The 23124-nt window shown below is 60.2% G+C and carries 15 protein-coding genes, 2 tRNA genes and 3 rRNA genes; 15 read left to right on the top strand and 5 right to left on the bottom strand.

All coding sequences use genetic code 11. The annotated features are described in order from the left end of the window. Positions 1-20: 20 nt before the first annotated feature. Positions 21-2867 carry an RNA polymerase-associated protein RapA gene (gene rapA, locus LOY26_RS20780; RefSeq protein ID WP_258714054.1) on the bottom strand — a complete coding sequence of 949 codons (2847 nt, stop codon included), beginning with the start codon at positions 2865-2867 and terminating at the stop codon, positions 21-23. A gap of 151 nt (positions 2868-3018) precedes the next feature. On the opposite strand from rapA, the gene LOY26_RS20775 reads away from it, so the two are divergent. From LOY26_RS20775 to LOY26_RS20750, 7 genes are all read left to right on the top strand, one after another. After that, positions 3019-3714: a M949_RS01915 family surface polysaccharide biosynthesis protein gene (locus LOY26_RS20775; protein ID WP_033702620.1), complete on the top strand. Its 696-nt coding sequence runs from the start codon at positions 3019-3021 to the stop codon at positions 3712-3714. Positions 3715-3775: 61 nt separating this feature from the next. Next, positions 3776-4105, top strand: a complete 330-nt coding sequence (locus tag LOY26_RS20770) for a hypothetical protein (protein WP_033702619.1) — start codon at positions 3776-3778, stop codon at positions 4103-4105. A 67-nt stretch (positions 4106-4172) separates the two neighbouring features. Further along, complete coding sequence (locus LOY26_RS20765; RefSeq protein WP_077068735.1) at positions 4173-4334, top strand: hypothetical protein; 162 nt, start codon at positions 4173-4175, stop codon at positions 4332-4334. Between the two features lie 135 nt (positions 4335-4469). Next, positions 4470-4586: a cytochrome c oxidase subunit CcoM gene (ccoM, locus tag LOY26_RS26925; RefSeq protein ID WP_003254862.1), complete on the top strand. Its 117-nt coding sequence runs from the start codon at positions 4470-4472 to the stop codon at positions 4584-4586. A gap of 181 nt (positions 4587-4767) precedes the next feature. After that, positions 4768-6756 carry an FUSC family protein gene (locus tag LOY26_RS20760; protein WP_258714053.1) on the top strand — a complete coding sequence of 663 codons (1989 nt, stop codon included), beginning with the start codon at positions 4768-4770 and terminating at the stop codon, positions 6754-6756. Then, entirely contained in the window at positions 6743-6949 is a 207-nt protein-coding gene (locus LOY26_RS20755) for a DUF1656 domain-containing protein (RefSeq protein ID WP_047583681.1), read from the top strand. The genes LOY26_RS20760 and LOY26_RS20755 overlap by 14 nt, the downstream gene beginning before the upstream one ends. Positions 6950-6984: 35 nt before the next feature. Further along, the gene (locus tag LOY26_RS20750) at positions 6985-7854 is read left to right on the top strand and encodes an HlyD family secretion protein (protein ID WP_186656876.1); all 870 of its coding nucleotides are present in this window, start codon (positions 6985-6987) and stop codon (positions 7852-7854) included. Positions 7855-7888: 34 nt separating this feature from the next. Here the strand turns inward: LOY26_RS20750 and LOY26_RS20745 are convergent, their stop codons facing one another. Further along, complete coding sequence (locus tag LOY26_RS20745; RefSeq protein WP_033702614.1) at positions 7889-9103, bottom strand: GAF domain-containing sensor histidine kinase; 1215 nt, start codon at positions 9101-9103, stop codon at positions 7889-7891. 183 nt (positions 9104-9286) lie between these two features. Between LOY26_RS20745 and LOY26_RS20740 the strand changes: the two genes are divergently transcribed. After that, positions 9287-9607 (top strand): DUF2025 family protein, encoded by a 321-nt coding sequence (locus LOY26_RS20740; RefSeq protein WP_033702613.1) that lies wholly within the window; start codon positions 9287-9289, stop codon positions 9605-9607. Positions 9608-9651: 44 nt separating this feature from the next. Here LOY26_RS20740 and LOY26_RS20735 read toward each other — a convergent pair whose 3' ends face one another. Then, entirely contained in the window at positions 9652-12240 is a 2589-nt protein-coding gene (locus LOY26_RS20735) for an EAL domain-containing protein (RefSeq protein ID WP_258714052.1), read from the bottom strand. 56 nt (positions 12241-12296) lie between these two features. Beyond that, positions 12297-13370 carry a diguanylate cyclase gene (locus LOY26_RS20730; protein ID WP_186663464.1) on the bottom strand — a complete coding sequence of 358 codons (1074 nt, stop codon included), beginning with the start codon at positions 13368-13370 and terminating at the stop codon, positions 12297-12299. Between the two features lie 130 nt (positions 13371-13500). On the opposite strand from LOY26_RS20730, the gene LOY26_RS20725 reads away from it, so the two are divergent. Beyond that, positions 13501-14595, top strand: coding sequence for an MBL fold metallo-hydrolase (locus LOY26_RS20725; RefSeq protein ID WP_186663461.1), 1095 nt, complete (start codon positions 13501-13503; stop codon positions 14593-14595). A gap of 3 nt (positions 14596-14598) precedes the next feature. Here the strand turns inward: LOY26_RS20725 and LOY26_RS20720 are convergent, their stop codons facing one another. Beyond that, positions 14599-15495, bottom strand: coding sequence for a formate/nitrite transporter family protein (locus LOY26_RS20720; RefSeq protein ID WP_186656884.1), 897 nt, complete (start codon positions 15493-15495; stop codon positions 14599-14601). A 455-nt stretch (positions 15496-15950) separates the two neighbouring features. On the opposite strand from LOY26_RS20720, the gene LOY26_RS20715 reads away from it, so the two are divergent. The 6 genes from LOY26_RS20715 to LOY26_RS20690 all read left to right on the top strand — a co-directional run bounded on the left by LOY26_RS20715 (position 15951) and on the right by LOY26_RS20690 (position 23033). Next, positions 15951-17487, top strand: a 16S ribosomal RNA gene (locus LOY26_RS20715). A gap of 77 nt (positions 17488-17564) precedes the next feature. Next, positions 17565-17641: transfer RNA gene (locus tag LOY26_RS20710), tRNA-Ile, on the top strand. Positions 17642-17647: 6 nt separating this feature from the next. Further along, positions 17648-17723, top strand: a tRNA-Ala gene (locus LOY26_RS20705). A gap of 236 nt (positions 17724-17959) precedes the next feature. Further along, positions 17960-20851, top strand: a 23S ribosomal RNA gene (locus LOY26_RS20700). Positions 20852-20984: 133 nt separating this feature from the next. Beyond that, positions 20985-21100 (top strand): 5S ribosomal RNA (gene rrf, locus LOY26_RS20695). The 16S, 23S and 5S rRNA genes sit together here with 2 tRNA genes alongside, the layout of an rRNA operon. Before the next feature lie 289 nt (positions 21101-21389). Beyond that, the gene (locus LOY26_RS20690; protein WP_033699916.1) at positions 21390-23033 is read left to right on the top strand and encodes an acetolactate synthase large subunit; all 1644 of its coding nucleotides are present in this window, start codon (positions 21390-21392) and stop codon (positions 23031-23033) included. Positions 23034-23124 lie beyond the last annotated feature (91 nt).

Below are 23124 nucleotides of genomic sequence, written 5' to 3'. Positions count from 1 at the left end.
CCAACTTGTCGCTCGTATAGTCAGCCAGCCACCAGCACGCGAATGGCTTCCAAGCGCAAGGCAGCTTTGTCCAGCATCGCCAGGCCTTCTTCACGCTGCTTGCGCAAAGCGTCGATTTCGCTGTCGCGTACGCTCGGGTTGACCGCCTTGAGCGCGGTCAGGCGGGCCAGTTCTTCGTCCGCTTCGGCAGCCAGGCGGCGCTGGGCTTCGGCCACACGCTCGACGTGGGTCGGCATGATCTTGGCCTCACCGCCACTGATGCGCTGGGCCAGTACATCCCGCTGGGCCTGGATGAACTTGTTGGCGCTGGCGCGCGGAACGCTTTCGAGCTGGTCGTTGAGCGTTTCGAAGGCCACGCGCGACGCCAGGTCGTTGCCATTGGTGTCGAGCAGGCATCGCAGGGCTGCCGGGGGCAGGTAGCGACCAAGTTGCAGGCTGCGTGGCGCCACCACCTCGCTGACGAACAGCAGTTCGAGCAGCACGGTGCCAGGCTTGAGGGCCTTGTTCTTGATCAGCGCGACAGCGGTATTGCCCATCGAGCCGGACAGCACCAGGTCCATGCCACCCTGAACCATCGGGTGCTCCCAGGTCAGGAACTGCATGTCTTCGCGGGACAATGCCTGGGTACGGTCGTAGGTGATGGTCACGCCTTCGTCGTCACCCAGCGGGAAACTGGCGTCGAGCATCTTCTCACTCGGCTTGAGGACCAGGGCGTTTTCCGAATGGTCTTCGCTGTCGATGCCGAACGCGTCGAACAGGGTCTCCATGTAGATCGGCAGGGCGAACTGGTCGTCCTGTTCGAGAATCGCCTCCACCAGTGCCTGGCCTTCGCCGGCCCCGCCCGAGTTGAGCTCCAGCAGCCGGTCGCGGCCGCTGTGCAGCTCGGCCTCCAGGCGCTCGCGCTCGTTGCGGGCATCGGCCATCAGGGCATCCCAGGCTTTGCTGTCACCGCTTTCAAGAAGCGGCAGCAGGCGCGGGCCGAACTGATGCTGCAGGGCATTGCCGGTCGGGCAGGTGTTGAGGAAGGCGTTGAGCGCTTCGTGGTACCACTGGAACAGGCGCTGTTGCGGGCTGTCCTGCAGGTAGGGCACGTGCAGCTGGATGGTGTGCTTCTGGCCGATCCGGTCGAGACGGCCGATACGCTGTTCGAGCAGGTCAGGGTGGGCCGGCAGGTCGAACATTACCAGGTGATGAGAGAACTGGAAGTTGCGGCCTTCACTGCCGATCTCGGAACAGATCAGCACCTGGGCGCCGAATTCCTCGTCCGCGAAATAGGCGGCGGCGCGGTCACGCTCCAGAATGCTCATGCCTTCATGGAAGACCGAAGCGGGGATGCCGGAGCGCACGCGCAGAGCGTCTTCCAGGTCCATGGCGGTTTCGGCATGGGCGCAGATGACCAGCACCTTGGTGCGCTTGAGCATCTTGAGGGTATCGATCAGCCAGTCGACCCGAGGGTCGAAACGCCACCAGCGCTCGTCGTCAGTGGTATCGCCGTGTGCCTGGAAGGCGACTTCCGGGTAGAGCTCGGCCTTTTCGCCAGGCGGCAGGTCGCGGTACTGCTCGGGCATTGCCACCGGGTAGGCATGCAGCTGGCGCTCGGGGAAACCCTGGACCGCAGCACGGGTGTTACGGAACAGCACGCGGCCAGTGCCGTGGCGGTCGAGCAACTCGCGGATCAGGCGCGCGCTGGCCTGGGTATCACCATCGTTGACCGCCGCCAGCAAGGCTTCGCCTTCGGCGCCGAGGAAGCCATGGATGGTGGCGTGGGCCTTGGGCGAAAGACGGCCTTCATCCAGCAGCTCCTGCACGGCCTCGGCCACCGGGCGATAGTGCTCGCTCTCGGCGCGGAAGGCCGCCAGGTCATGGAAGCGGTTGGGGTCGAGCAGACGCAGCCGGGCGAAGTGGCTGTCCTGGCCAAGTTGTTCGGGGGTGGCGGTGAGCAGCAACACGCCAGGGATGACCTGTGCCAGTTGCTCGACCAAGCCGTACTCCGCGCTGACCTGGTCTTCATGCCAGACCAGGTGATGGGCTTCATCGACCACCATCAGGTCCCAGCCCGCAGCAAACAGCGCATCCTGGGCCTTCTCGTCGTCGACCAGCCATTCCAGGGCGACCAACGCGAGCTGGGCGTCTTCGAACGGGTTGCTGGCGTCGCTCTCGATGAAGCGTTCGGCGTCGAACAGCGCCACTTGCAGGTTGAAGCGCCGGCGCATTTCCACCAGCCATTGGTGCTGGAGGTTTTCCGGGACCAGGATCAGTACGCGGCTGGCACGCCCGGACAGCAGCTGGCGATGGATGACCAAGCCGGCCTCGATGGTCTTGCCCAGGCCGACTTCGTCCGCCAGCAGAACCCGTGGCGCGCTGCGGTCTGCGACTTCGCGGGCGATGTGCAACTGGTGAGCGATCGGTTGCGCACGGCAGCCACCCAGGCCCCAGAGCGACGATTGCATCTGTTTGCTGGTGTGATGCAGGGTGTTGTAACGCAGGCTGAACCACGACAGCGGGTCGATCTGGCCGGCGAACAGGCGGTCGCTGGCCAGGCGGAACTGAATGAAGTTCGACAGCTGGGTTTCTGGCAGGGTGCGCGGCTGGTTTTGCGCGTCCAGGCCATGGTAGACCAGCAGGCCGTCGACATCGTCGACCTCGCGCACGGTCAGCTTCCAGCCGTCGAAGTGGGTGATCAGGTCACCTGGCGAGAAGCGCACGCGGGTCAGCGGCGCATTGCGCAGGGAATACTGGCGGGTGTCGCCAGTGGCCGGGTAGAGCACGGTCAACAGGCGGCCATCCTGCGCCAGGATGGTACCCAGGCCGAGCTCTGCTTCGCTGTCGCTGATCCAGCGTTGCCCCGGTTGATACTGCTGCGCCATACTGCCTGAACTCCCGCGATGAAAAGCCGGCTATGTTAACGGATCGGCCGGTCAGACCAAAGTGTTGAAGTGCACCGATGGGTGCCAAAGACCAACAGTCTAGCCGTTTCATCGACCAACACCGTCTTGCCGACGAGGGCTGCGCACCGACATGTCCGCCAAGCACCGCTGGTTGAACGCTTCCCTGGCCGTGGGCAGCCTCGTGCTGCTGGCTGCGTGCGAGCAAAAAAACTTCGAGACCTTGCCGGCCATTGCGCCCGAGCAGCTTGAGGCGCTGGGCGTGCAGACGCCGATCAAGAGCGTGCATTTTCGTGACCGCGAGGGTGAAGGCCTGTTGGTGCTCAGCCGCACCGATGGCCAGGCCACCGACGCCGAAAACCAGCAGGAAGTCGACAAGGTGGTGCTCAAGGCCACGCTGTATGGGCGCACGGCAGAACGCGATGCGTTCAAGGCACGCTGGCAGGTCGAACAGGAAACCACCTGCCCAGGCTTGGACCTGGATGTCGACTTCTATACCGATGTCAGCGATGTCAGTGACCTGAACAAGGACGGGGTCGCCGAACTGACGGTAGCTAGCCATGCCTTCTGCGGCGGGGGGATCGACCCGCACGATATCGCCATCGAGATGCGCGAAGGGCAGGCCAGCTACACCATTACCGGGGAGTCGCTGATCACGCCCGCCGGCGAAGACCCGATAGGCGGAGAACGCGAGGACAGCGCCTCGCTCAAGGCCGCGCCGCAGGTACTGCGCGACCACATGGACGCGGTCTGGCAACAGGTCTACAAGCGGCCCTGGAGTGAGGCCAGCCCGCCGAGTGACGACGACCCTGACGACGAAACCGAGTAAGCGTTGTCTGTATTCAAGGTAGGTGACCAGCCGCCGATACAGGGGTAATAGGAGACTTTCCATGTTGCCGCCGATCATTCCGCTCAGTGCAGCACCGGTAACCTCGCAACAGGACCCGGTCAAGCCAACCCCCGACATCAAGCCGGTGGTTCCCACGCAGCCTTCGTCCGGTGAAAGCGCGATCGACCTCAAGCAGCAGCGCGACCCGCAAGAGCAGGCCTTGCTGCTGCGTGATGAACAACGACGGCAACAGCAGCGTCGACAAAAAAACGACGGCGAGCGTTACAGCGCGCTACCCGGCGATGAGGTCAACGCCGACAATACCGTACCGGTGGCACCGCTGATGGGCGAGCGCCCGCGTCAGGGGCTGCTGGTCGACATCGAAGTCTGACGCGGGGCTGGTCAGCGTCCGCGCCTGGCTTCATCATGCAAGCCTCCGTTGATCGTCGAGCCCACCCATGAGCCAAGACAACCTCATCGATTTCGATGCCGAACGTGCCAAGCGCGTCCACGACCTCAAGGAAAAGCGCCTCAACGAAGTGCGCCAGGCCTTCGAGCAGGCCATGCCCTTGAGCGCAGCCAAGAAAAAGAAACCCAAGGGCAAGCCCAAGAAGCGCTGAAACTTGACGCAGGTCAAACCTGCGCCCGCCTCGCGTGCCCGGTCTCGGGCACCATTGACCCCGATCAATTTTCTGTGCCCCCACATTCGTTACCTTGCATCCATCGGACAACGGCAAACGAAGAGGGAGGCCGACATGTTCTTCGACAACGTGGTTATCGCAGGTGTGGTAACGGTCGGGTTGATGGTCGCGTTCTTTGCCGGTCTGGGCATTTTCATCTGGAAGGACTCGAACAAGCGCAAGCCGCGCTGACCTTCTGGGTTCACGAGCACGCAAGGCATTTAGGGCGACTTCGGTCGCCCATTTTTTTTGCCTGGAAAATGCCACGCAGCACAGCCCTTAAAAGATGATTAGCTAGCTAATTAATCGTTTGCGCATTATCCTTCTCTTCATTGTCTATCGTTTACCTGACCATCCCCGCAAGGTCCGCCTCGTGCCCATCACTCTCCAGGCCCTGTTCGCACCCAGCAGCCTCGCCCTGAAGTTCGCCATCAAGACCGTACTTGGCGGTGGCCTGGCGCTATGGCTGGCGATGCGTTGGGGGCTGGAGCAGCCTTCATGGGCACTGATGACCGCCTTTATCGTGGCCCAGCCGCTGTCGGGCATGGTGGTGCAAAAGGGCCTTGCACGTCTGGCCGGCACCTTGGTCGGCACCTTCATGTCGGTGCTGTTCATCGGCCTGTTCGCCCAGACCCCAGGCCTGTTTTTGATCACCCTGGCGCTGTGGCTGGCCCTGTGCACGGCGGCTTCGACCCAGCTGCGCAGTGCCTGGGCTTACGCCTTCGTGCTGGCCGGCTACACCGCAGCGATCATCGCCTTGCCGGCGATCGACCACCCGTTGCAGGTGTTCGATCAGGCTGTGGCCCGCTGCACCGAGATCTGCCTGGGGATTTTTTGCGCCACTGCCACCAGCGCCCTCATCTGGCCCATGCGCGTGGAACAGCAATTGAGCGGGCAGGCCCGGCAGGCTTGGCACAATGGCCTGCAGGCAGCCAGCGCCATGCTCGGCGGCGAAGATGACGCGCGCAAAGGGTTGCTGGAAAGCCTGGGGCGTATCGTTGCCATCGACAGCCAGCGCGAACATGCCTGGTTCGAAGGCAACCGCGGGCGCCAGCGCGCCCGCGCCATCCGTGGCCTGAGCCAGAAGCTGATGGTACTGCTGCGTATCTCCCGCGCGGTGCGCCGGCAGTGGCGCCAGCTTGATGAGCAGGAAACTCGGCACTTGGCGCCCTGGTTGGAAGCGTTGCGCGCGCAGTTGGGCAACCCCGATCAACCGAGCCTGTTGCTGTTGCGTCAGCGCATCTGGGATGCCGCCCATGACGAGCAGATCAGCTCTGCAGAACATTACTGCCTGGCACGCATGGCGCTGTTGCTGGATTACGCCATGGCCGCGACCCAGGCGCTGGACGACGTCGAAGCGGGCAGGGCGCCCAAGGATGTGCCCCAGGGCCTGGCCGCGCACCGCGATTGGTCGCTGGCCCTGTTGTTCGGTTCACGCAGCGCGTTGGCGTTTCTGGTGATGAGTGGTTTCTGGCTGGCAACAGCCTGGCCATCGGCGCCGGGGGGGCTGGTATTGACCTGTGTGGTCTGCAGCCTGTTCGCCAGCCGCGAAAACGGCGCCCAGATCGGCCTCAGTTTCTTGCGTGGCATCTTTTTGGCGATCCCGGCGGCATTCTTGGTCGGGCAAATTCTGCTGCCCCAATGGAGCAGCTTCGCCATGCTCTGCCTGGGCATGGGCGTGCCGCTGTTTCTGGGCGCGCTGGGCATGGCCCACCCGCGTACCGGCGCTACCGCCACCTCCTATTGCCTGCACTTCATTGTCCTGGTGTCGCCGCTCAATGCCATGCAATTTGGCGTGGCCAGCATGCTCAACAGTGCGTTGGCCATGCTGGTGGGTGTGTCTGCGGCGGTCATGGCGTTCCGTTTGCTGGTGTTTCGCCACCCGGCGTGGCTTGGCCGGCGCCTGCGGGCAGCGACCCAGCACGACCTGGTGCGCCTGACCCGGCGCGACCTGCGTGGCGCCGACAGCTGGTTTGGCGGGCGTATGGCCGACCGCCTCATGCAGCTGGCGCGGCATGCCAGCGAGTTGCCTGAAAGCGAGCGCAAGCGCTGGGACGATGGCCTGCATGGCCTGGACATCGGCGACGAACTGGTGCACCTGCGCATGTGCCTGGCGGTCGCCCAGGCGCCGTTGGGCCGGGCCGAACGCGAGTACCTGCAACAGGTAGAGGCCGTGCTGGCCAAAGGGCCTGCGCCTGGGCGCGGGCAGCGACTGGACAACGCCAGCGCGCAATTCATCGAAGCGTTGCGCCGGCTGCCTGCGAGCGATCCGCTGCGCCTGGCCGAAGGCGCGGTACTGCAGTTGCAGAAGAGCTGGGGCAAGTGGTGCCGCTGGCAGGAGGACGTGCATGGGGTTGCGTGAATGGGCGCTGGGCGGCGTGCTGTTGAGCCCGTTTCTGGTTTATGTACTGCTGGCGCTGGTGTGCACCGGGCTGCTGCGCTTGTTGGTACAGGCCACGCCGTTGGGCCGCTGGATCTGGCATGAAGCACTGTTCGACGCGGCATTGTTTGTGTGCGTGTTGTACCTGGTAGTGCGCGTGCTGGGCGCTGCATAAGGGTTTTTGTCAGGGTTCAAGTAAGGAGTGATTCGATGCGTACCGTCGTACGTACCTTGGTGACACTGTGTGTGGTGGCCCTGGCCCTGTTGGCAGGCTACCAGCTGTGGCAGTACTACATGCTCACCCCCTGGACCCGCGATGCGCGTGTGCGCGCCGACGTGGTGGTGATCGCGCCGGACGTGTCCGGCTGGGTGCGCGAGCTGAAGGTGCATGACAACCAGCAGGTGAACGCGGGTGATCTGCTCATGAGCATCGACAGCGAGCGCTTTCAGGCAGCATTCGACCAGGCCAGCGCCGTGACCGAGACCCGCGCGCAGCAACTGCGCCTGCGCGAGCGCGAAGCGGCGCGGCGTACTGCCTTGGGGCCGGAGGCGATCAGTGCCGAGCTGCGGGAAAACGCCCAGATCAATGCCGCCATCGCCCGTGGCGAACTGCATGAGGCCCAAGCGCAATTGCAGGTGGCCAAAATCAACCTGGCGCGCAGTGAAGTGCGCGCGCCGCGCAGCGGGCACATCACCAACCTGCGCTTGGCCCAGGGCAACTACGTGAACACCGGTGAGTCGGTCATGGCCCTGGTGGATGACTCGACTTTCTATATCCAGGCTTACTTCGAAGAAACCAAGCTACCGCGCATCCGTGTGGGTGACCGGGTGAAGGTGTGGCTGATGGGGGCGGGCGAGGCGATGCAAGGGCATGTGCAGAGCATCAGCCGCGGTATTACCGACCGCAACAGCAACCCCGACAGCCAGCTGCTGCCGGAAGTCGAACCGACCTTCAACTGGGTGCGGTTGGCGCAGCGGATACCGGTACGGATCCGCCTCGACCAGATCCCGCAAGGGGTGAACCTCAGTGCTGGCATGACCGCCAGCGTGCAAGTGCATGAAGATCGGGGTCAACAGTGATCGCCCTGGCACGTGCCACGGCGGGTGCAGGCCTTCATGTACTGGCTGGCGGTGCTGCTGGCGCCCCAGGTTGACCCAGCGGCAGACGGAAGCTGAACAAGGTACCGTTGTGTTCGTTGGAGAGCACCTCCATGCGCCCACCATGTGCCAGCGCGATCTGGTTGGCGATGTACAGCCCGAGCCCAAGGCCTTGCTGCGGTACCTGTGACAGCGGGCGGGAGAAGGGTTGGAACAATTGCGCCAGGGTCTGCACGGCGATGGGGGCGCCGTGGTTGTGCACGCTCAGCACGAACTCACCGGCCTGGAGGGCCGCCTTGACCGCTACCGGCCCTTGCGGGTCGCCGTGGGTCAGGGCATTGGCGATCAGGTTCGAGAGCAGTTGGGTGACCCGTTCGCGATCACAGTACAGCCCGCCGATGTCGCCGATGTCCAGCACGATCCGCCGCTGCGGATGCACCTGTTGCAGTTCCGAGGCGACATGCCGCAGGCCTTCGGCAAGGTCAGGGCAAGCCTGCAGGTTCAAGGGGATGCCGGCACCGAGGCGGCCGCGGGCAAAGTCCAGCACATCGCGCACCAGCTGCGAGGCACGCCGGCCGCAAGTGAGGATGTGCTGGGCGATAGTGCGCTGCTGGTCGTCCTGCAGGCGCTGGGTGAGCAGCTCGGCACCGGCGGTGATGGCGAACAGCGGGTTGCGCAGGTCATGGCCGAGCACGGCAATGAACTGTTCGCGCACTTCGGCCATGGCCCGCTCCTTGCGCAGGGCCTGTTCGGTGCGCTGGGCGCCTTCCTCGCTTTCGATCTGGATGGCCAGCAGCCGGGCGAAGGATTCCATCATCGGCTGGATGGCACTGCCTTTAAGCGCTGCGGGTAAAGGGTCGAGGGCGCAGATGGTGCCGAAGAAGCGGCCATCGGTCCGGAACACCGGCACTGAAATGTAGCTTTCGAAGCGATAGAGCTGAGGCGTGTGGTGCCGGCAGTACTGCTCGTCTTCGCTGGCCTTGTCGATCACGATGGTCTGGTGCGTGCTGCGGATTTCGTGGCACAGCGTGGTGGCGACATCGAGTTCACCGCCCGCGGTCAGGCCAAAACCCAGGGTGTCGAGCACGGCACATGCCGTCCAGTTGCTATCGGTTACCCGGGCCACGGCGGCGAAGCGCATGCCCGTTGTTTCGCAGATCACCTGGAGGATGGCGGGCACAGCATTAATGCGGCCGATCGTGGCAATGTCGGCATGGATGGCGTCGGTCATTAACAGTCCCAGTGTTGGCGACGAAGGGGGTTCAGGACCATTCTAGCGGGCCTTTGGCAGGATGATGAAAAACCTTGGCGAATGCTCTACCACTTGCGTTAGGCTGGCCTTTGCGAGTCGCCCGGCAGAGGCGACCGTTTGCAGCCCGGCGTGCGTCACTTCCTTTCATTGCGAGGTTACGTCATGGCCATCACTTCCCAGGACATCTGCAACGCCGCAGAGCAGCTCAACGGTTTCGTCGGCTTTCATGGCAAGCGCGGCGTTCATATCGTGCGTTTTTCCGAGGACGCGTTCGGCATGGACGTGGCCGACGACAGTATCACCCCCTGCAACGAATTCGTCTGGCGACCCGAGCAAGGGCCGCGCATGGCCTTGTGCCGGTCGCGCCTGGCACTGTTGCTGGAGCAGCATGTGGACGACCGCCTGAACATCGGCGAGCCCTTGCGTACCTACTTGCGGCGCAGCGATTTGCCGGAGATTGTGGCCGAACGCAATAAACGCTGATGGCCCCTGTGTAGGAACATCCGTGCACCGCGAATAGGTTGTTCCTACAACAGATGGTGTGCCGAGCCTTCGGGTGCCTGTCGCAGCAGCGCCTCAAGGCTTTCTTTCGTCAAAGGTCGGCTCAGGAAGTAACCCTGCACTTCATGGCAGCGATCCTTCTCCAGCGTCCTGAGCTGTTGTTCACTCTCCACGCCCTCGGCGGTCACCGTCAGCCCCATGGCTTCGCCCAGGTTGATGATCGCCTGGACCACAGCGCGATCATTGCCACTGGTGTTGTTCAGGCCGGCGATGAAGCGTTTGTCGATCTTTATGCTGTCGAACGGGTAGGTGCGCAGATAGCCCAGCGACGAGTAACCGGTGCCAAAGTCGTCCATGTTCAGGCGCACGCCAAGCTCCTTGAGTGACAGCATGGTGCTGAGTGCGCCTTCGATGTCGTTGAGCATCACGTTCTCGGTGATCTCCAGCTCCAGGCGCTGAGCGGGTAGCGCGGTTTCCAGCAGGATGTCGCGCACATCGGCCACCACATCGCTGCGCAAGAACTGGGCGGGCGACAGGTTCACCGAAATCACCAGGTCTGCCGGCCAGTCGTGGGCCGTGCGGCAGGCTTCGCGCAGCACCCAACGGCCCAGCGCAACAATGATGTCGCTCTGCTCGGCCAGCGGGATGAAGGTGTCTGGCCCCAGCAGCCCTTCGTGCGGGTGCTGCCAGCGCAGCAGGGCTTCGACCGCGACGATGCGCAGGTCGCCCAGGCGATAACGCGGTTGGTAGTGCAGCTCGAACTCCTGGTTCTGCAGGGCACGGCGCAAATCGTTTTCCAGTTGGCGGCGGTACTGGATCTGCTGGTTCATTTCGGCGGCGAAATAGCGCCAGGTGCTCTTGCCATCTGCCTTGGCCTGGTACAGCGCGATGTCGGCGCAGCGGATCAGCTCGCCGGCATCGAAGCCCAGGGTGCGGCTTTGCGCGACGCCGATGCTGGCGCCAATGTGCAGAGGCTGGTTGTCAAACACGATAGGTTGCTGCAACAGGCTGATCAGGCGTGCGCAGAAGCGATCGACCTCGCTGCGGTTCTCCATGCCAGTCAGAACCAGGATGAACTCGTCACCCCCCAGGCGTGCGACCAGGTCGACATCGCGGGTGGTGTCGCGCAGGCGTGTCGCCACCTCTTGCAGCACGGCGTCACCGGCGGCGTGGCCGAGGGAATCGTTGATCGGCTTGAAGTTGTCCAGGTCCAGCAGCAGTAAAGTGAGTGGCGGCGAGTCGCTGCCGCGCAGCAGTACCTGTTCGAGATGCCGGGCGAGTTTGTTGCGGTTGGCCAGCCCGGTCAGTGGGTCGTGCAGCGAGAGGTGCTGGATGCGCGCATGGGCGTCGACCTCGTCCGTGATGTCGCTGGCGGTACCGCGAAAGCCGGTAGGCTTGCCGTCGTACCAGATCGCTCGCGCCGAGATGCGGCAGTAGCGGTTCTGCCCGTTGTGGTCACGGTAGGTGCAGCGCAGGTTTGCCAACTGCTGGGGGTCGGTGGCGGCCAATGCGTCGAGCCAAGGCGACAGCGGCGTGGTATCGCAGGCCAGCAGCTGGTTGACCGGCTGGCCCAGCCAGTCGTCAACCGGGTAGCCGGTGACGCTGACGAAACGTTGGGAAAGATAGGTCAGGCGTTGTTGCCGGTCGGTTTCCCAGATCCAGTCGGAAGCGGCTTCGGCCACGGCGCGAAAACGCTGCTCGCTGGCCTCCAGGGCCTGGTTGCTCTGTTGCAGGCGCTTGAGGCTGAGGTCGATGGCGCGGGAGCTGCGCAGGGCATGGCGGAACAGGTAGAGCATCACCAGGCCCAGGATCAACAAGGCGCAGAGCAGCGCAGGCAACATCGCCCACAGCAGTTGCTGCCCCGGCAGCGGGCTGGTCCAGGCCAGGTGGTAGCCGGTATCGCCCAGCTCGATGCGCTGATGGCCATGCTCACCTGTGCCGTGTTTCTCGATATGCATACCCGCCAGGCCCGCACCGGTGCCCAGGCGTGCGAGCTTGTCCTCGGTCAACTGGTCGACGAACAGCATGACGGGCGCCTGGCTCACTTCGCTGGCCGACACGTCTTTGTCGGGGCGTACGGCGGCCGCGCTGAGCACTGCAGGCCAGCCGTTGAACAGCACGAACCGGGTAATTTGTTCGCGAGCGCTGGCAGCCGCCCGCGCTTGGCTGATGATCGGTTGCAGGGGCGCTTCTATATAGGTACTGGCTTGCGCCACGCTGGGCTTGCCTTTGAACAGGGCGTAGGTGGTGCGCTGGTCGTCCACCACGAATATACCTTCATAGCCATTGGCGCTGTACAGCGATTCGCCGACGTTCTTCTGCTCATAGGCCCATTGCCAGTCGGCCTTGCCGGCCAGGTGCTCGAAGGCCGCATCCCACACGGCATAGCTGGACAGAAACTGGCGTGAGGCGAGCAGCCGTTGTTCGAGGGCCTGGGTGGCATGGAAGGCGCTGCGTTGCTGCTCCTGGCGATCGAGGGTGGCAGCAATATTGAGCAAAGCGCCCAACGTGACCAGGCAGGCCAAGGCGAAAACCGCGCAAAAGCCTGCAATCAAGCGGCGGACTTGGAAATGTGGGGTGGCAAGGGTGGGTGGAAGGTCGGCGTTCCTGGCCATGCGCGAGCGACTCCTTCAAGAACTGCAGCCTCCCGCAGGGCAATCAGGAAGGAGGTTCAGTCAGGATAGGCCAGCCTGAGCCCGGCGGCCTCGCTTTGCGCGAAATTGACCTGGTCACGACCAGCGTGCTTGGCGGTGTATAACGCCTTGTCAGCCTGTTCGAGCCAGTGCTCGGGCGATTCAAGGTCTGCATGAAACGCGGACAAGCCAATGCTGAGGCTGATGCGCAAATGCGGCAGCTGCGGATTGCGATAGTTCGCCACCCGCTCGCGCAAGCGCTCCATGGCCTGGCAGGCCTGCGCCTCGTGAGTGTCTGGCAGGATCACGCAGAATTCGTCGCCGCCATAGCGCCCGGCCTGGTCGACATCACGCAGGTTGCGTTTGAGCTCTTCGCTCATCTGGCGTAGTACGCAATCGCCGACCACGTGGCCAAAGGTGTCGTTGATGGTCTTGAAGTGGTCGATGTCGATGAGGGCGATCACCGCATGCTGCTGTTGTTGCTGGCAGGTCTGGAACCTGACCTGCAACAGGTCTTTCCAGGCCCCGTGGTTGAGCAAGCCGGTCAAGCTGTCGGTAAGGCTCAGCGCACTGAGGCGGCGTTTGTGCTCGGCCAGCTTGATTGCCAGTTGGTAGCAGACCCAGCCAAGGGCCAAGGGGTAGAGCGTCAACATTGGCAGGCACGCGTAAACCTGCAGTGGTGTGGCATTGAGTTGTAGACCGGGGCCGAACACCAGCGTGGCCCCGAGCATACCGGCGAGCTGTGCCAGTACACCGCGTACGAGCAGGCGCTTGCCACCTGCGGCGACGTTGTTCATGGTCATCATCGACAGAACGGTGACGCTGGGCAGTGGGTTGAACTGCATGGTGGCAGTCCAGAAGCCGCCCATCAGCGAGTCCAGCAGCAAGTTGCGTTGCTCTGCCTGGTAAGGCGTTGCCGAGCGGATTGCCCAGAGGTAGGCGGCATGTGGCCAGAAAAGGCCATTGAACAGTAACAGCAGCCAGGCCCACATGGGCGGCGACAGCGGCGCCACCGCTGCCATTACACTGAACAGACCGATGCCCATACCGATGATGCGCGGCAGGTAGATGCGCTTGACGAAAGTAAGTCCCTTGCCGCTGCGTTTGTCCATCATGGTTATCATTCTTCTGCCAAGGCGCCGTTTATCGCATAACTCGCGTGAATATTGTTGAACAGTGTTTCATCTATGAAAAATGACCTTACAAGCCAATTCACGGTTGATGCGATCACTGTGGGGTAATATGAAGGCTTTCCTGTTGCTCGGAGTGCTGCTGCTCATGGTCCCCACCGCTAACGCTGCCGGTGAGCCGGCGCCACACTGGGACGGACGGTTCCACAACCAGGCACGCCTGCCGCAGGACGGCGTGATGAAGAAGCTGCGCATTGGCCTCAAGTACCTGTTCTTGCGCAAACCCCCCGAAACCCGCCCTGCCAACCCCATCGCCGTGCAGCCCATGACCCGGCAGCAGGTGCTCGACGCACCTGATCACAGCCTCTGGCGCTTGGGCCATTCCACGATATTGCTCAAGCTGCGGGGTCGCTTCTTCATCACCGACCCGGTATTCGCCAAGCGCGCCTCCCCGGTGCAATGGGCAGGGCCGCAACGTTTTCATGCCCCACCACTTGGGCTGGACGAGTTGCCGCCGTTGGCTGCGGTAATTCTGTCCCATGATCACTTCGACCACCTGGACGAGCAGGCGATTCGTCGGCTTGCTCCGCGTACCGGGCTTTTCCTGGCCCCGCTTGGCGTGGGTGACCGGTTGATCGAATGGGGCGTTGAGCCTGACAAGGTACGTCAGTTGGATTGGTGGCAGGAGACCGAGGTCGACGGCGTGCGTTTCGTCGCGACCCCGGCGCAGCATTTTTCTGGGCGTGGTCTGTTCGACAGCAATCAGACCTTGTGGGCGTCGTGGGTGATCATTGATGAACAGCTGAAGGTGTTCTTCAGCGGTGATACCGGGTACTTCGATGGCTTCAGGCAAGTTGGCGAGCGCTTCGGGCCTTTCGACCTGACCCTGATCGAAACCGGGGCCTATAACGTCGCGTGGCCGAACGTGCACATGCAGCCAGAACAGAGCCTGCAGGCACACCTGGACCTGCGCGGGCGCTGGTTGCTGCCGATTCACAACGGCACGTTCGACTTGTCCATCCATGGCTGGCAGGAGCCGTTCGAGCGCATTCTGGCGCTGAGTGCGCAAGCGCAGGTGCGGCTAAGCACGCCGCAAATGGGCGAGCGGGTCAGCCTGGACTCGCCCCATGCCGGGCAGAATTGGTGGCAACCAAGGCCTGCGCAAGAGCGCAGGCGGACGGCCGAGCGTGCAGTGGCGGTGCGCTAAGGGTCATTTCCCCGCCTCTTGCCGACGCGGGGAGGGCGGCGCCTGGTCGTCCAGCAGCCGCGAAGGCGGCTTGCCGCTGTCACTGCGTACCTGCGCATGGCTGATCAGCGCAAAGATGAAGCTGCCACCAATGATGTTGCCGGCCAAGGTCGGCAGGGCGAACTCCATCAAGAAGCTGCGCCAGGTCTCTTCACCGGCCCAGACCAGGTAGGACACCTCGACCGAGCCGACGACGATATGGGTGAAGTCACCCAAGGCCATGAAGTACGTGATCATCAGGATGATCCAGATCTTGGCGTGCTCCATCGACGGAATCATCCAGACCATGGTTGCGATCATCCAGCCCGAGACGATGCCTTTGGCGAACATCTGGCTGATGTCGTTCTTCATTACCTTGCGGCCGACCTCGAGGAAGGCCACGTCGGTCTTGCTGTCGAAGATCGGCAGCTCCAGCATGACCCAGGCCACCAGCAAGGTGCCCGCCAGGTTGCCGAGCAGTACTACGCTCCATAGGCGCAGCAGGCGGCCGAGGTTGGCCAGCGTGGGCGTGGTCATCACCGGCAGCACCGCGGTCAGCGTGTTCTCGGTGAACAGTTGCTGGCGGGCGAGGATTACCGCAAGGAAGCCCGCACTGTAGCCGATGCTTGCGATTACCTGGGCGCTGTCGCCTTCCGGCAGGCGGGCATAGAACAACCCCATGGCCATGAGCGAAAGCCCCATGGACAACCCTGCAGCCAACGCCGACCACCACAGTGCTGCGAGGGTGCGTTCCAGTTCCTGGTCGCCTTGGGCGCGAATGATTTCGTGCAGCACCGCTGCCCGTGGCGGCTGGTTATGGCTTACTTCCTGCTCTTCATCCGCCGACAGGCCAGGCGTTTTCTCGCTTTGCGCATCGCTCATGATTGCCACGCTCCGTGGTGTGTTTATCTACAGATCGGTTGCGCCTTAATTAGTTGCGGGCGGGGTAAACCGCGATTGGAAAGTTTTTTCAGCTCAGGGTGTTGACTCTGATTTCAAAGCGCGTATTATTCGCCTCCTCGCAGCGATGAACGCTTCGGGGCAAGCGGTAAGTTGTTGAAGTTAAACGCTTTCGAAAGAAAGCAGCAGTAAAAAACTTCAAAATAAACGCTTGACAGCAAATGAGGAAAGCGTAGAATGCGCGCCTCGGTTGAGACGAAAAGCTCTTAACCAACCGCTCTTTAACAAATTGAATCAAGCAATTCGTGTGGGTGCTTGTGAGTACGGACTGATAGTCACAAAGATTATCAGCATCACAAGTGACCATGCGAGAAATCACATAGTCATTTGAGATTGCTGAGCCAAGTTTAGGGTTTCTTAAAAACCCAAGCAGTATTGAACTGAAGAGTTTGATCATGGCTCAGATTGAACGCTGGCGGCAGGCCTAACACATGCAAGTCGAGCGGATGAGAAGAGCTTGCTCTTCGATTCAGCGGCGGACGGGTGAGTAATGCCTAGGAATCTGCCTGGTAGTGGGGGACAACGTTTCGAAAGGAACGCTAATACCGCATACGTCCTACGGGAGAAAGCAGGGGACCTTCGGGCCTTGCGCTATCAGATGAGCCTAGGTCGGATTAGCTAGTTGGTGGGGTAATGGCTCACCAAGGCGACGATCCGTAACTGGTCTGAGAGGATGATCAGTCACACTGGAACTGAGACACGGTCCAGACTCCTACGGGAGGCAGCAGTGGGGAATATTGGACAATGGGCGAAAGCCTGATCCAGCCATGCCGCGTGTGTGAAGAAGGTCTTCGGATTGTAAAGCACTTTAAGTTGGGAGGAAGGGCAGTAAGCGAATACCTTGCTGTTTTGACGTTACCGACAGAATAAGCACCGGCTAACTCTGTGCCAGCAGCCGCGGTAATACAGAGGGTGCAAGCGTTAATCGGAATTACTGGGCGTAAAGCGCGCGTAGGTGGTTTGTTAAGTTGAATGTGAAAGCCCCGGGCTCAACCTGGGAACTGCATCCAAAACTGGCAAGCTAGAGTACGGTAGAGGGTGGTGGAATTTCCTGTGTAGCGGTGAAATGCGTAGATATAGGAAGGAACACCAGTGGCGAAGGCGACCACCTGGACTGATACTGACACTGAGGTGCGAAAGCGTGGGGAGCAAACAGGATTAGATACCCTGGTAGTCCACGCCGTAAACGATGTCAACTAGCCGTTGGAATCCTTGAGATTTTAGTGGCGCAGCTAACGCATTAAGTTGACCGCCTGGGGAGTACGGCCGCAAGGTTAAAACTCAAATGAATTGACGGGGGCCCGCACAAGCGGTGGAGCATGTGGTTTAATTCGAAGCAACGCGAAGAACCTTACCAGGCCTTGACATGCAGAGAACTTTCCAGAGATGGATTGGTGCCTTCGGGAACTCTGACACAGGTGCTGCATGGCTGTCGTCAGCTCGTGTCGTGAGATGTTGGGTTAAGTCCCGTAACGAGCGCAACCCTTGTCCTTAGTTACCAGCACGTTATGGTGGGCACTCTAAGGAGACTGCCGGTGACAAACCGGAGGAAGGTGGGGATGACGTCAAGTCATCATGGCCCTTACGGCCTGGGCTACACACGTGCTACAATGGTCGGTACAGAGGGTTGCCAAGCCGCGAGGTGGAGCTAATCTCACAAAACCGATCGTAGTCCGGATCGCAGTCTGCAACTCGACTGCGTGAAGTCGGAATCGCTAGTAATCGCGAATCAGAATGTCGCGGTGAATACGTTCCCGGGCCTTGTACACACCGCCCGTCACACCATGGGAGTGGGTTGCACCAGAAGTAGCTAGTCTAACCTTCGGGAGGACGGTTACCACGGTGTGATTCATGACTGGGGTGAAGTCGTAACAAGGTAGCCGTAGGGGAACCTGCGGCTGGATCACCTCCTTAATCGACGACATCAGCCTGCTGATGAGCTCCCACACGAATTGCTTGATTCATATGTGAAGACGATCAAGACCCTATATAGGTCTGTAGCTCAGTTGGTTAGAGCGCACCCCTGATAAGGGTGAGGTCGGCAGTTCAAATCTGCCCAGACCTACCAATATGCGGGGCCATAGCTCAGCTGGGAGAGCGCCTGCCTTGCACGCAGGAGGTCAGCGGTTCGATCCCGCTTGGCTCCACCACTCTTGCAGTACCTTGATCAAACTCAGAAATGAGCATTCGTGTCGAATGTTGATTTCTGGCTTTTGTCAGATCGTTCTTTAAAAATTCGGATATGTGATAGAAATAGACTGAACACTACTTTCACTGGTAGTGGATCAGGCTAAGGTAAAATTTGTGATGTGCTCTTAACTGAGCAGCATGCGAATTTTCGGCGAATGTCGTCTTCACAGTATAACCAGATTGCTTGGGGTTATATGGTCAAGTGAAGAAGCGCATACGGTGGATGCCTTGGCAGTCAGAGGCGATGAAAGACGTGGTAGCCTGCGATAAGCTTTGGGGAGTCGGCAAACAGACTGTGATCCAGAGATCTCTGAATGGGGGAACCCACTCAGCATAAGCTGAGTATCTTGTACTGAATACATAGGTGCAAGAGGCGAACCAGGGGAACTGAAACATCTAAGTACCCTGAGGAAAAGAAATCAACCGAGATTCCCTTAGTAGTGGCGAGCGAACGGGGACCAGCCCTTAAGTTGGTTTGAGATTAGTGGAACGCTCTGGAAAGTGCGGCCATAGTGGGTGATAGCCCCGTACACGAAAATCTCTTATCAATGAAATCGAGTAGGACGGAGCACGAGAAACTTTGTCTGAATATGGGGGGACCATCCTCCAAGGCTAAATACTACTGACTGACCGATAGTGAACTAGTACCGTGAGGGAAAGGCGAAAAGAACCCCGGAGAGGGGAGTGAAATAGATCCTGAAACCGTATGCGTACAAGCAGTGGGAGCCTACTTGTTAGGTGACTGCGTACCTTTTGTATAATGGGTCAGCGACTTATATTCAGTGGCGAGCTTAACCGAATAGGGGAGGCGTAGCGAAAGCGAGTCTTAATAGGGCGTTTAGTCGCTGGGTATAGACCCGAAACCGGGCGATCTATCCATGGGCAGGTTGAAGGTTAGGTAACACTGACTGGAGGACCGAACCGACTACCGTTGAAAAGTTAGCGGATGACCTGTGGATCGGAGTGAAAGGCTAATCAAGCTCGGAGATAGCTGGTTCTCCTCGAAAGCTATTTAGGTAGCGCCTCATGTATCACTGTAGGGGGTAGAGCACTGTTTCGGCTAGGGGGTCATCCCGACTTACCAAACCGATGCAAACTCCGAATACCTACAAGTGCCGAGCATGGGAGACACACGGCGGGTGCTAACGTCCGTCGTGAAAAGGGAAACAACCCAGACCGTCAGCTAAGGTCCCAAAGTCATGGTTAAGTGGGAAACGATGTGGGAAGGCTTAGACAGCTAGGAGGTTGGCTTAGAAGCAGCCACCCTTTAAAGAAAGCGTAATAGCTCACTAGTCGAGTCGGCCTGCGCGGAAGATGTAACGGGGCTCAAACCATGCACCGAAGCTACGGGTATCATCTTATGATGATGCGGTAGAGGAGCGTTCTGTAAGCCTGTGAAGGTGAGTTGAGAAGCTTGCTGGAGGTATCAGAAGTGCGAATGCTGACATGAGTAACGACAATGGGAGTGAAAAACTCCCACGCCGAAAGACCAAGGTTTCCTGCGCAACGTTAATCGACGCAGGGTTAGTCGGTCCCTAAGGCGAGGCTGAAAAGCGTAGTCGATGGAAAACAGGTTAATATTCCTGTACTTGCAGTTATTGCGATGGAGGGACGGAGAAGGCTAGGCCAGCTTGGCGTTGGTTGTCCAAGTTTAAGGTGGTAGGCTGAAATCTTAGGCAAATCCGGGATTTCAAGGCCGAGAGCTGATGACGAGTTGCCTTTAGGCGACGAAGTGGTTGATGCCATGCTTCCAAGAAAAGCTCCTAAGCTTCAGATAACTGGGAACCGTACCCCAAACCGACACAGGTGGTTAGGTAGAGAATACCAAGGCGCTTGAGAGAACTCGGGTGAAGGAACTAGGCAAAATGGCACCGTAACTTCGGGAGAAGGTGCGCCGGCGAGGGTTAAGGACTTGCTCCGTAAGCCCATGCCGGTCGAAGATACCAGGCCGCTGCGACTGTTTATTAAAAACACAGCACTCTGCAAACACGAAAGTGGACGTATAGGGTGTGACGCCTGCCCGGTGCCGGAAGGTTAATTGATGGGGTTAGCGCAAGCGAAGCTCTTGATCGAAGCCCCGGTAAACGGCGGCCGTAACTATAACGGTCCTAAGGTAGCGAAATTCCTTGTCGGGTAAGTTCCGACCTGCACGAATGGCGTAACGATGGCGGCGCTGTCTCCACCCGAGACTCAGTGAAATTGAAATCGCTGTGAAGATGCAGTGTATCCGCGGCTAGACGGAAAGACCCCGTGAACCTTTACTATAGCTTTGCACTGGACTTTGAATTTGCTTGTGTAGGATAGGTGGGAGGCTTTGAAGTGGGGACGCCAGTTCTCATGGAGCCATCCTTGAAATACCACCCTGGCAACTTTGAGGTTCTAACTCAGGTCCGTTATCCGGATCGAGGACAGTGTATGGTGGGTAGTTTGACTGGGGCGGTCTCCTCCCAAAGAGTAACGGAGGAGTACGAAGGTGCGCTCAGACCGGTCGGAAATCGGTCGTAGAGTATAAAGGCAAAAGCGCGCTTGACTGCGAGACAAACACGTCGAGCAGGTACGAAAGTAGGTCTTAGTGATCCGGTGGTTCTGTATGGAAGGGCCATCGCTCAACGGATAAAAGGTACTCCGGGGATAACAGGCTGATACCGCCCAAGAGTTCATATCGACGGCGGTGTTTGGCACCTCGATGTCGGCTCATCACATCCTGGGGCTGAAGCCGGTCCCAAGGGTATGGCTGTTCGCCATTTAAAGTGGTACGCGAGCTGGGTTTAGAACGTCGTGAGACAGTTCGGTCCCTATCTGCCGTGGACGTTTGAGATTTGAGAGGGGCTGCTCCTAGTACGAGAGGACCGGAGTGGACGAACCTCTGGTGTTCCGGTTGTCACGCCAGTGGCATTGCCGGGTAGCTATGTTCGGAAGAGATAACCGCTGAAAGCATCTAAGCGGGAAACTTGCCTCAAGATGAGATCTCACTGGGATCTAGAATCCCCTAAAGGGCCGTCGAAGACTACGACGTTGATAGGTTGGGTGTGTAAGCGCTGTGAGGCGTTGAGCTAACCAATACTAATTGCCCGTGAGGCTTGACCATATAACACCCAAGCAATTTGCTCATGCAGATTGCGGTGGTGAAGACACACGAACCGAAAGTTCGAATGTGCATCACAACATCACATATCCGAATTCGCTGGGCTGTCCATCTGGACGTTCTGGCAACAGAATTTCTTGACGACCATAGAGCATTGGAACCACCTGATCCCATCCCGAACTCAGTAGTGAAACGATGCATCGCCGATGGTAGTGTGGGGTCTCCCCATGTGAGAGTAGGTCATCGTCAAGATTCATTTCGCAAAACCCCTATCTGCGCAAGCAGGTAGGGGTTTTGTCTTTCTGGCGTTTTTATAGCTATAGCCCTGTCCCCCGGCAAAGATGTTTTGTCCGTCCTGTACCTCTTCAACTGCGCTCAAGGGTGCGACAATTAATCCTGTTCGTACACGTGACTTTGCCCTGCCTAGCCTGCGTCAAGACTTAGGTTCGGGGCAACCTCGCGCCCGGATAGAGCGATGCCAGCGTGCCGTGCTGCGCATTTATGGACTTTCACCGTCCTATCACTTGAGGTAGAGAGCAAGATGGCCAAGGCCGCCGATGTCGTTGTGCAATGCCTGGAAAACGAAGGTGTCGAGTATGTGTTCGGCATTCCCGGTGAGGAGAACCTCGACCTGCTGGAATCCCTGCGCAAGTCGAAGATCAAGCTGGTACTGACCCGTCACGAGCAATCCGCGGGCTTCATGGCCGCTACCTATGGCCGCCTGACCGGCAAGACCGGCGTCAGCCTGTCGACCCTCGGCCCCGGCGCGACCAACCTGGTCACCGCCAGTGCCTACGCCTACCTCGGCGGCATGCCGATGATGATGATTACCGGCCAGAAGCCGATCAAGAAGTCCAAACAGGGCCGCTTCCAGATCATCGACGTGTGCGGCATGATGGACCCCATCACCAAGTACACCCACCAGTTCGCCTCGGCCGACAACATCCCTTCGCGCATGCGTGAAGCGTTCCGCCTGGCCGAAGAGGAAAAGCCCGGTGCCGTGCACCTGGAGCTGCCGGAAGACATCGCTGCCGAGCAGACCGATGCCATGCCGATCCCGCGCAGCCTGCACCGTCGTCCGCTGGCCGAACATGTGGCCATCGAAGCCGCCATCGAGAAACTGCGCACCGCGCGCAGCCCGATCCTGGTGATCGGCGCCGGTGCCAACCGCAAGATGACCGCCAAGGTCCTCAAGCAATTGATCGACAAGACCGGTATCCCATTCGTCACCACTCAGCTGGGCAAGGGCGTGGTCGACGAGCGCAGCCCGCGCTTCCTGGGTAACGCCGCGCTGTCGTCCGGTGACTTCGTGCACCGTGCGATCGAAGCCGCCGACCTGATCATCAACATCGGCCACGATGTGATCGAAAAGCCGCCGTTCTTCATGGTCCGTGGCGGCACTGAAGTCATTCACATCAGCTTCCGCTCCGCCGAAGTCGATGCCGTGTACTTCCCACAGGTTGAAGTGATCGGCGACATCGCCAACGCCGTCTGGCAGATCGCCGAAGGCCTGGGCGATACCTCGCACTGGGACTTCACCCGCCTGATGGCCATCCGTGAAGCCAACGAAGCCCAAATCGCCGAAGGCGGCGACGACGACCGCTTCCCGATCTACCCGCAGCGCCTGGTGGCCGACATCCGTCGCGTACTGCCTTCCGAAGGCATCGTGGCTTTGGACAACGGCATCTACAAAATCTGGTTCGCCCGCAACTACAAGGCGCACAAGCCCAACACCGTGCTGCTCGACAACGCCCTGGCGACCATGGGCGCTGGCCTGCCGTCGGCCATGGCGGCGCACCTGGTGTACCCGGACCGCCCGGTGATCTCGGTCTGCGGCGACGGCGGCTTCATGATGAACAGCCAGGAGCTGGAAACTGCAGTCCGTCTGGGCATGCACGTTACCGTGGTGATTCTGCGTGACGACGGCTACGGCATGATCCGCTGGAAGCAGGCGAACATGGGCTTCACCGATTTCGGCCTGGACTACGGCAACCCGGACTTCGTCAAATACGCCGAAGCCTACGGTGCCAATGGCCACCGCGTGGATAGCGCCGAAGGCTTGCTGCCGCTGCTCGAGCACTGCATCAAGACCCCAGGTGTGCACGTGATCGACTGCCCGGTCGACTACAGCGAGAACGACCGCATCCTCAACAGCGAGCTGCGTGAGCGCGCGCTGGCGGTATAAAGCTTGACCGCCTGTTCGCGGGCAAGCTCACGCTCACAGGATTACAACTTGCCCAAGGGCGGTGTATTCCATGTGAGCGCGGGCTTGCCCG

Source organism: Pseudomonas sp. B21-047, assembly GCF_024748775.1.
In the GTDB taxonomy this organism is placed as follows: domain Bacteria; phylum Pseudomonadota; class Gammaproteobacteria; order Pseudomonadales; family Pseudomonadaceae; genus Aquipseudomonas; species Aquipseudomonas capeferrum.
This window is presented reverse-complemented; position numbering and strand designations above follow the sequence as displayed.

What these genes read in the sequence shown, in the direction of transcription:
- rapA (WP_258714054.1), bottom strand. Translation starts at nt 2,867, where the DNA reads ATGGCGCAGCAGTATCAACCGGGGCAACGCTGGATCAGCGACAGCGAA.
- LOY26_RS20775 (WP_033702620.1), top strand. Translation starts at nt 3,019, where the DNA reads ATGTCCGCCAAGCACCGCTGGTTGAACGCTTCCCTGGCCGTGGGCAGC.
- LOY26_RS20770 (WP_033702619.1), top strand. Translation starts at nt 3,776, where the DNA reads ATGTTGCCGCCGATCATTCCGCTCAGTGCAGCACCGGTAACCTCGCAA.
- LOY26_RS20765 (WP_077068735.1), top strand. Translation starts at nt 4,173, where the DNA reads ATGAGCCAAGACAACCTCATCGATTTCGATGCCGAACGTGCCAAGCGC.
- ccoM (WP_003254862.1), top strand. Translation starts at nt 4,470, where the DNA reads ATGTTCTTCGACAACGTGGTTATCGCAGGTGTGGTAACGGTCGGGTTG.
- LOY26_RS20755 (WP_047583681.1), top strand. Translation starts at nt 6,743, where the DNA reads ATGGGGTTGCGTGAATGGGCGCTGGGCGGCGTGCTGTTGAGCCCGTTT.
- LOY26_RS20750 (WP_186656876.1), top strand. Translation starts at nt 6,985, where the DNA reads ATGCGTACCGTCGTACGTACCTTGGTGACACTGTGTGTGGTGGCCCTG.
- LOY26_RS20745 (WP_033702614.1), bottom strand. Translation starts at nt 9,103, where the DNA reads ATGACCGACGCCATCCATGCCGACATTGCCACGATCGGCCGCATTAAT.
- LOY26_RS20740 (WP_033702613.1), top strand. Translation starts at nt 9,287, where the DNA reads ATGGCCATCACTTCCCAGGACATCTGCAACGCCGCAGAGCAGCTCAAC.
- LOY26_RS20735 (WP_258714052.1), bottom strand. Translation starts at nt 12,240, where the DNA reads ATGGCCAGGAACGCCGACCTTCCACCCACCCTTGCCACCCCACATTTC.
- LOY26_RS20730 (WP_186663464.1), bottom strand. Translation starts at nt 13,370, where the DNA reads ATGGACAAACGCAGCGGCAAGGGACTTACTTTCGTCAAGCGCATCTAC.
- LOY26_RS20725 (WP_186663461.1), top strand. Translation starts at nt 13,501, where the DNA reads ATGAAGGCTTTCCTGTTGCTCGGAGTGCTGCTGCTCATGGTCCCCACC.
- LOY26_RS20720 (WP_186656884.1), bottom strand. Translation starts at nt 15,495, where the DNA reads ATGAGCGATGCGCAAAGCGAGAAAACGCCTGGCCTGTCGGCGGATGAA.
- LOY26_RS20690 (WP_033699916.1), top strand. Translation starts at nt 21,390, where the DNA reads ATGGCCAAGGCCGCCGATGTCGTTGTGCAATGCCTGGAAAACGAAGGT.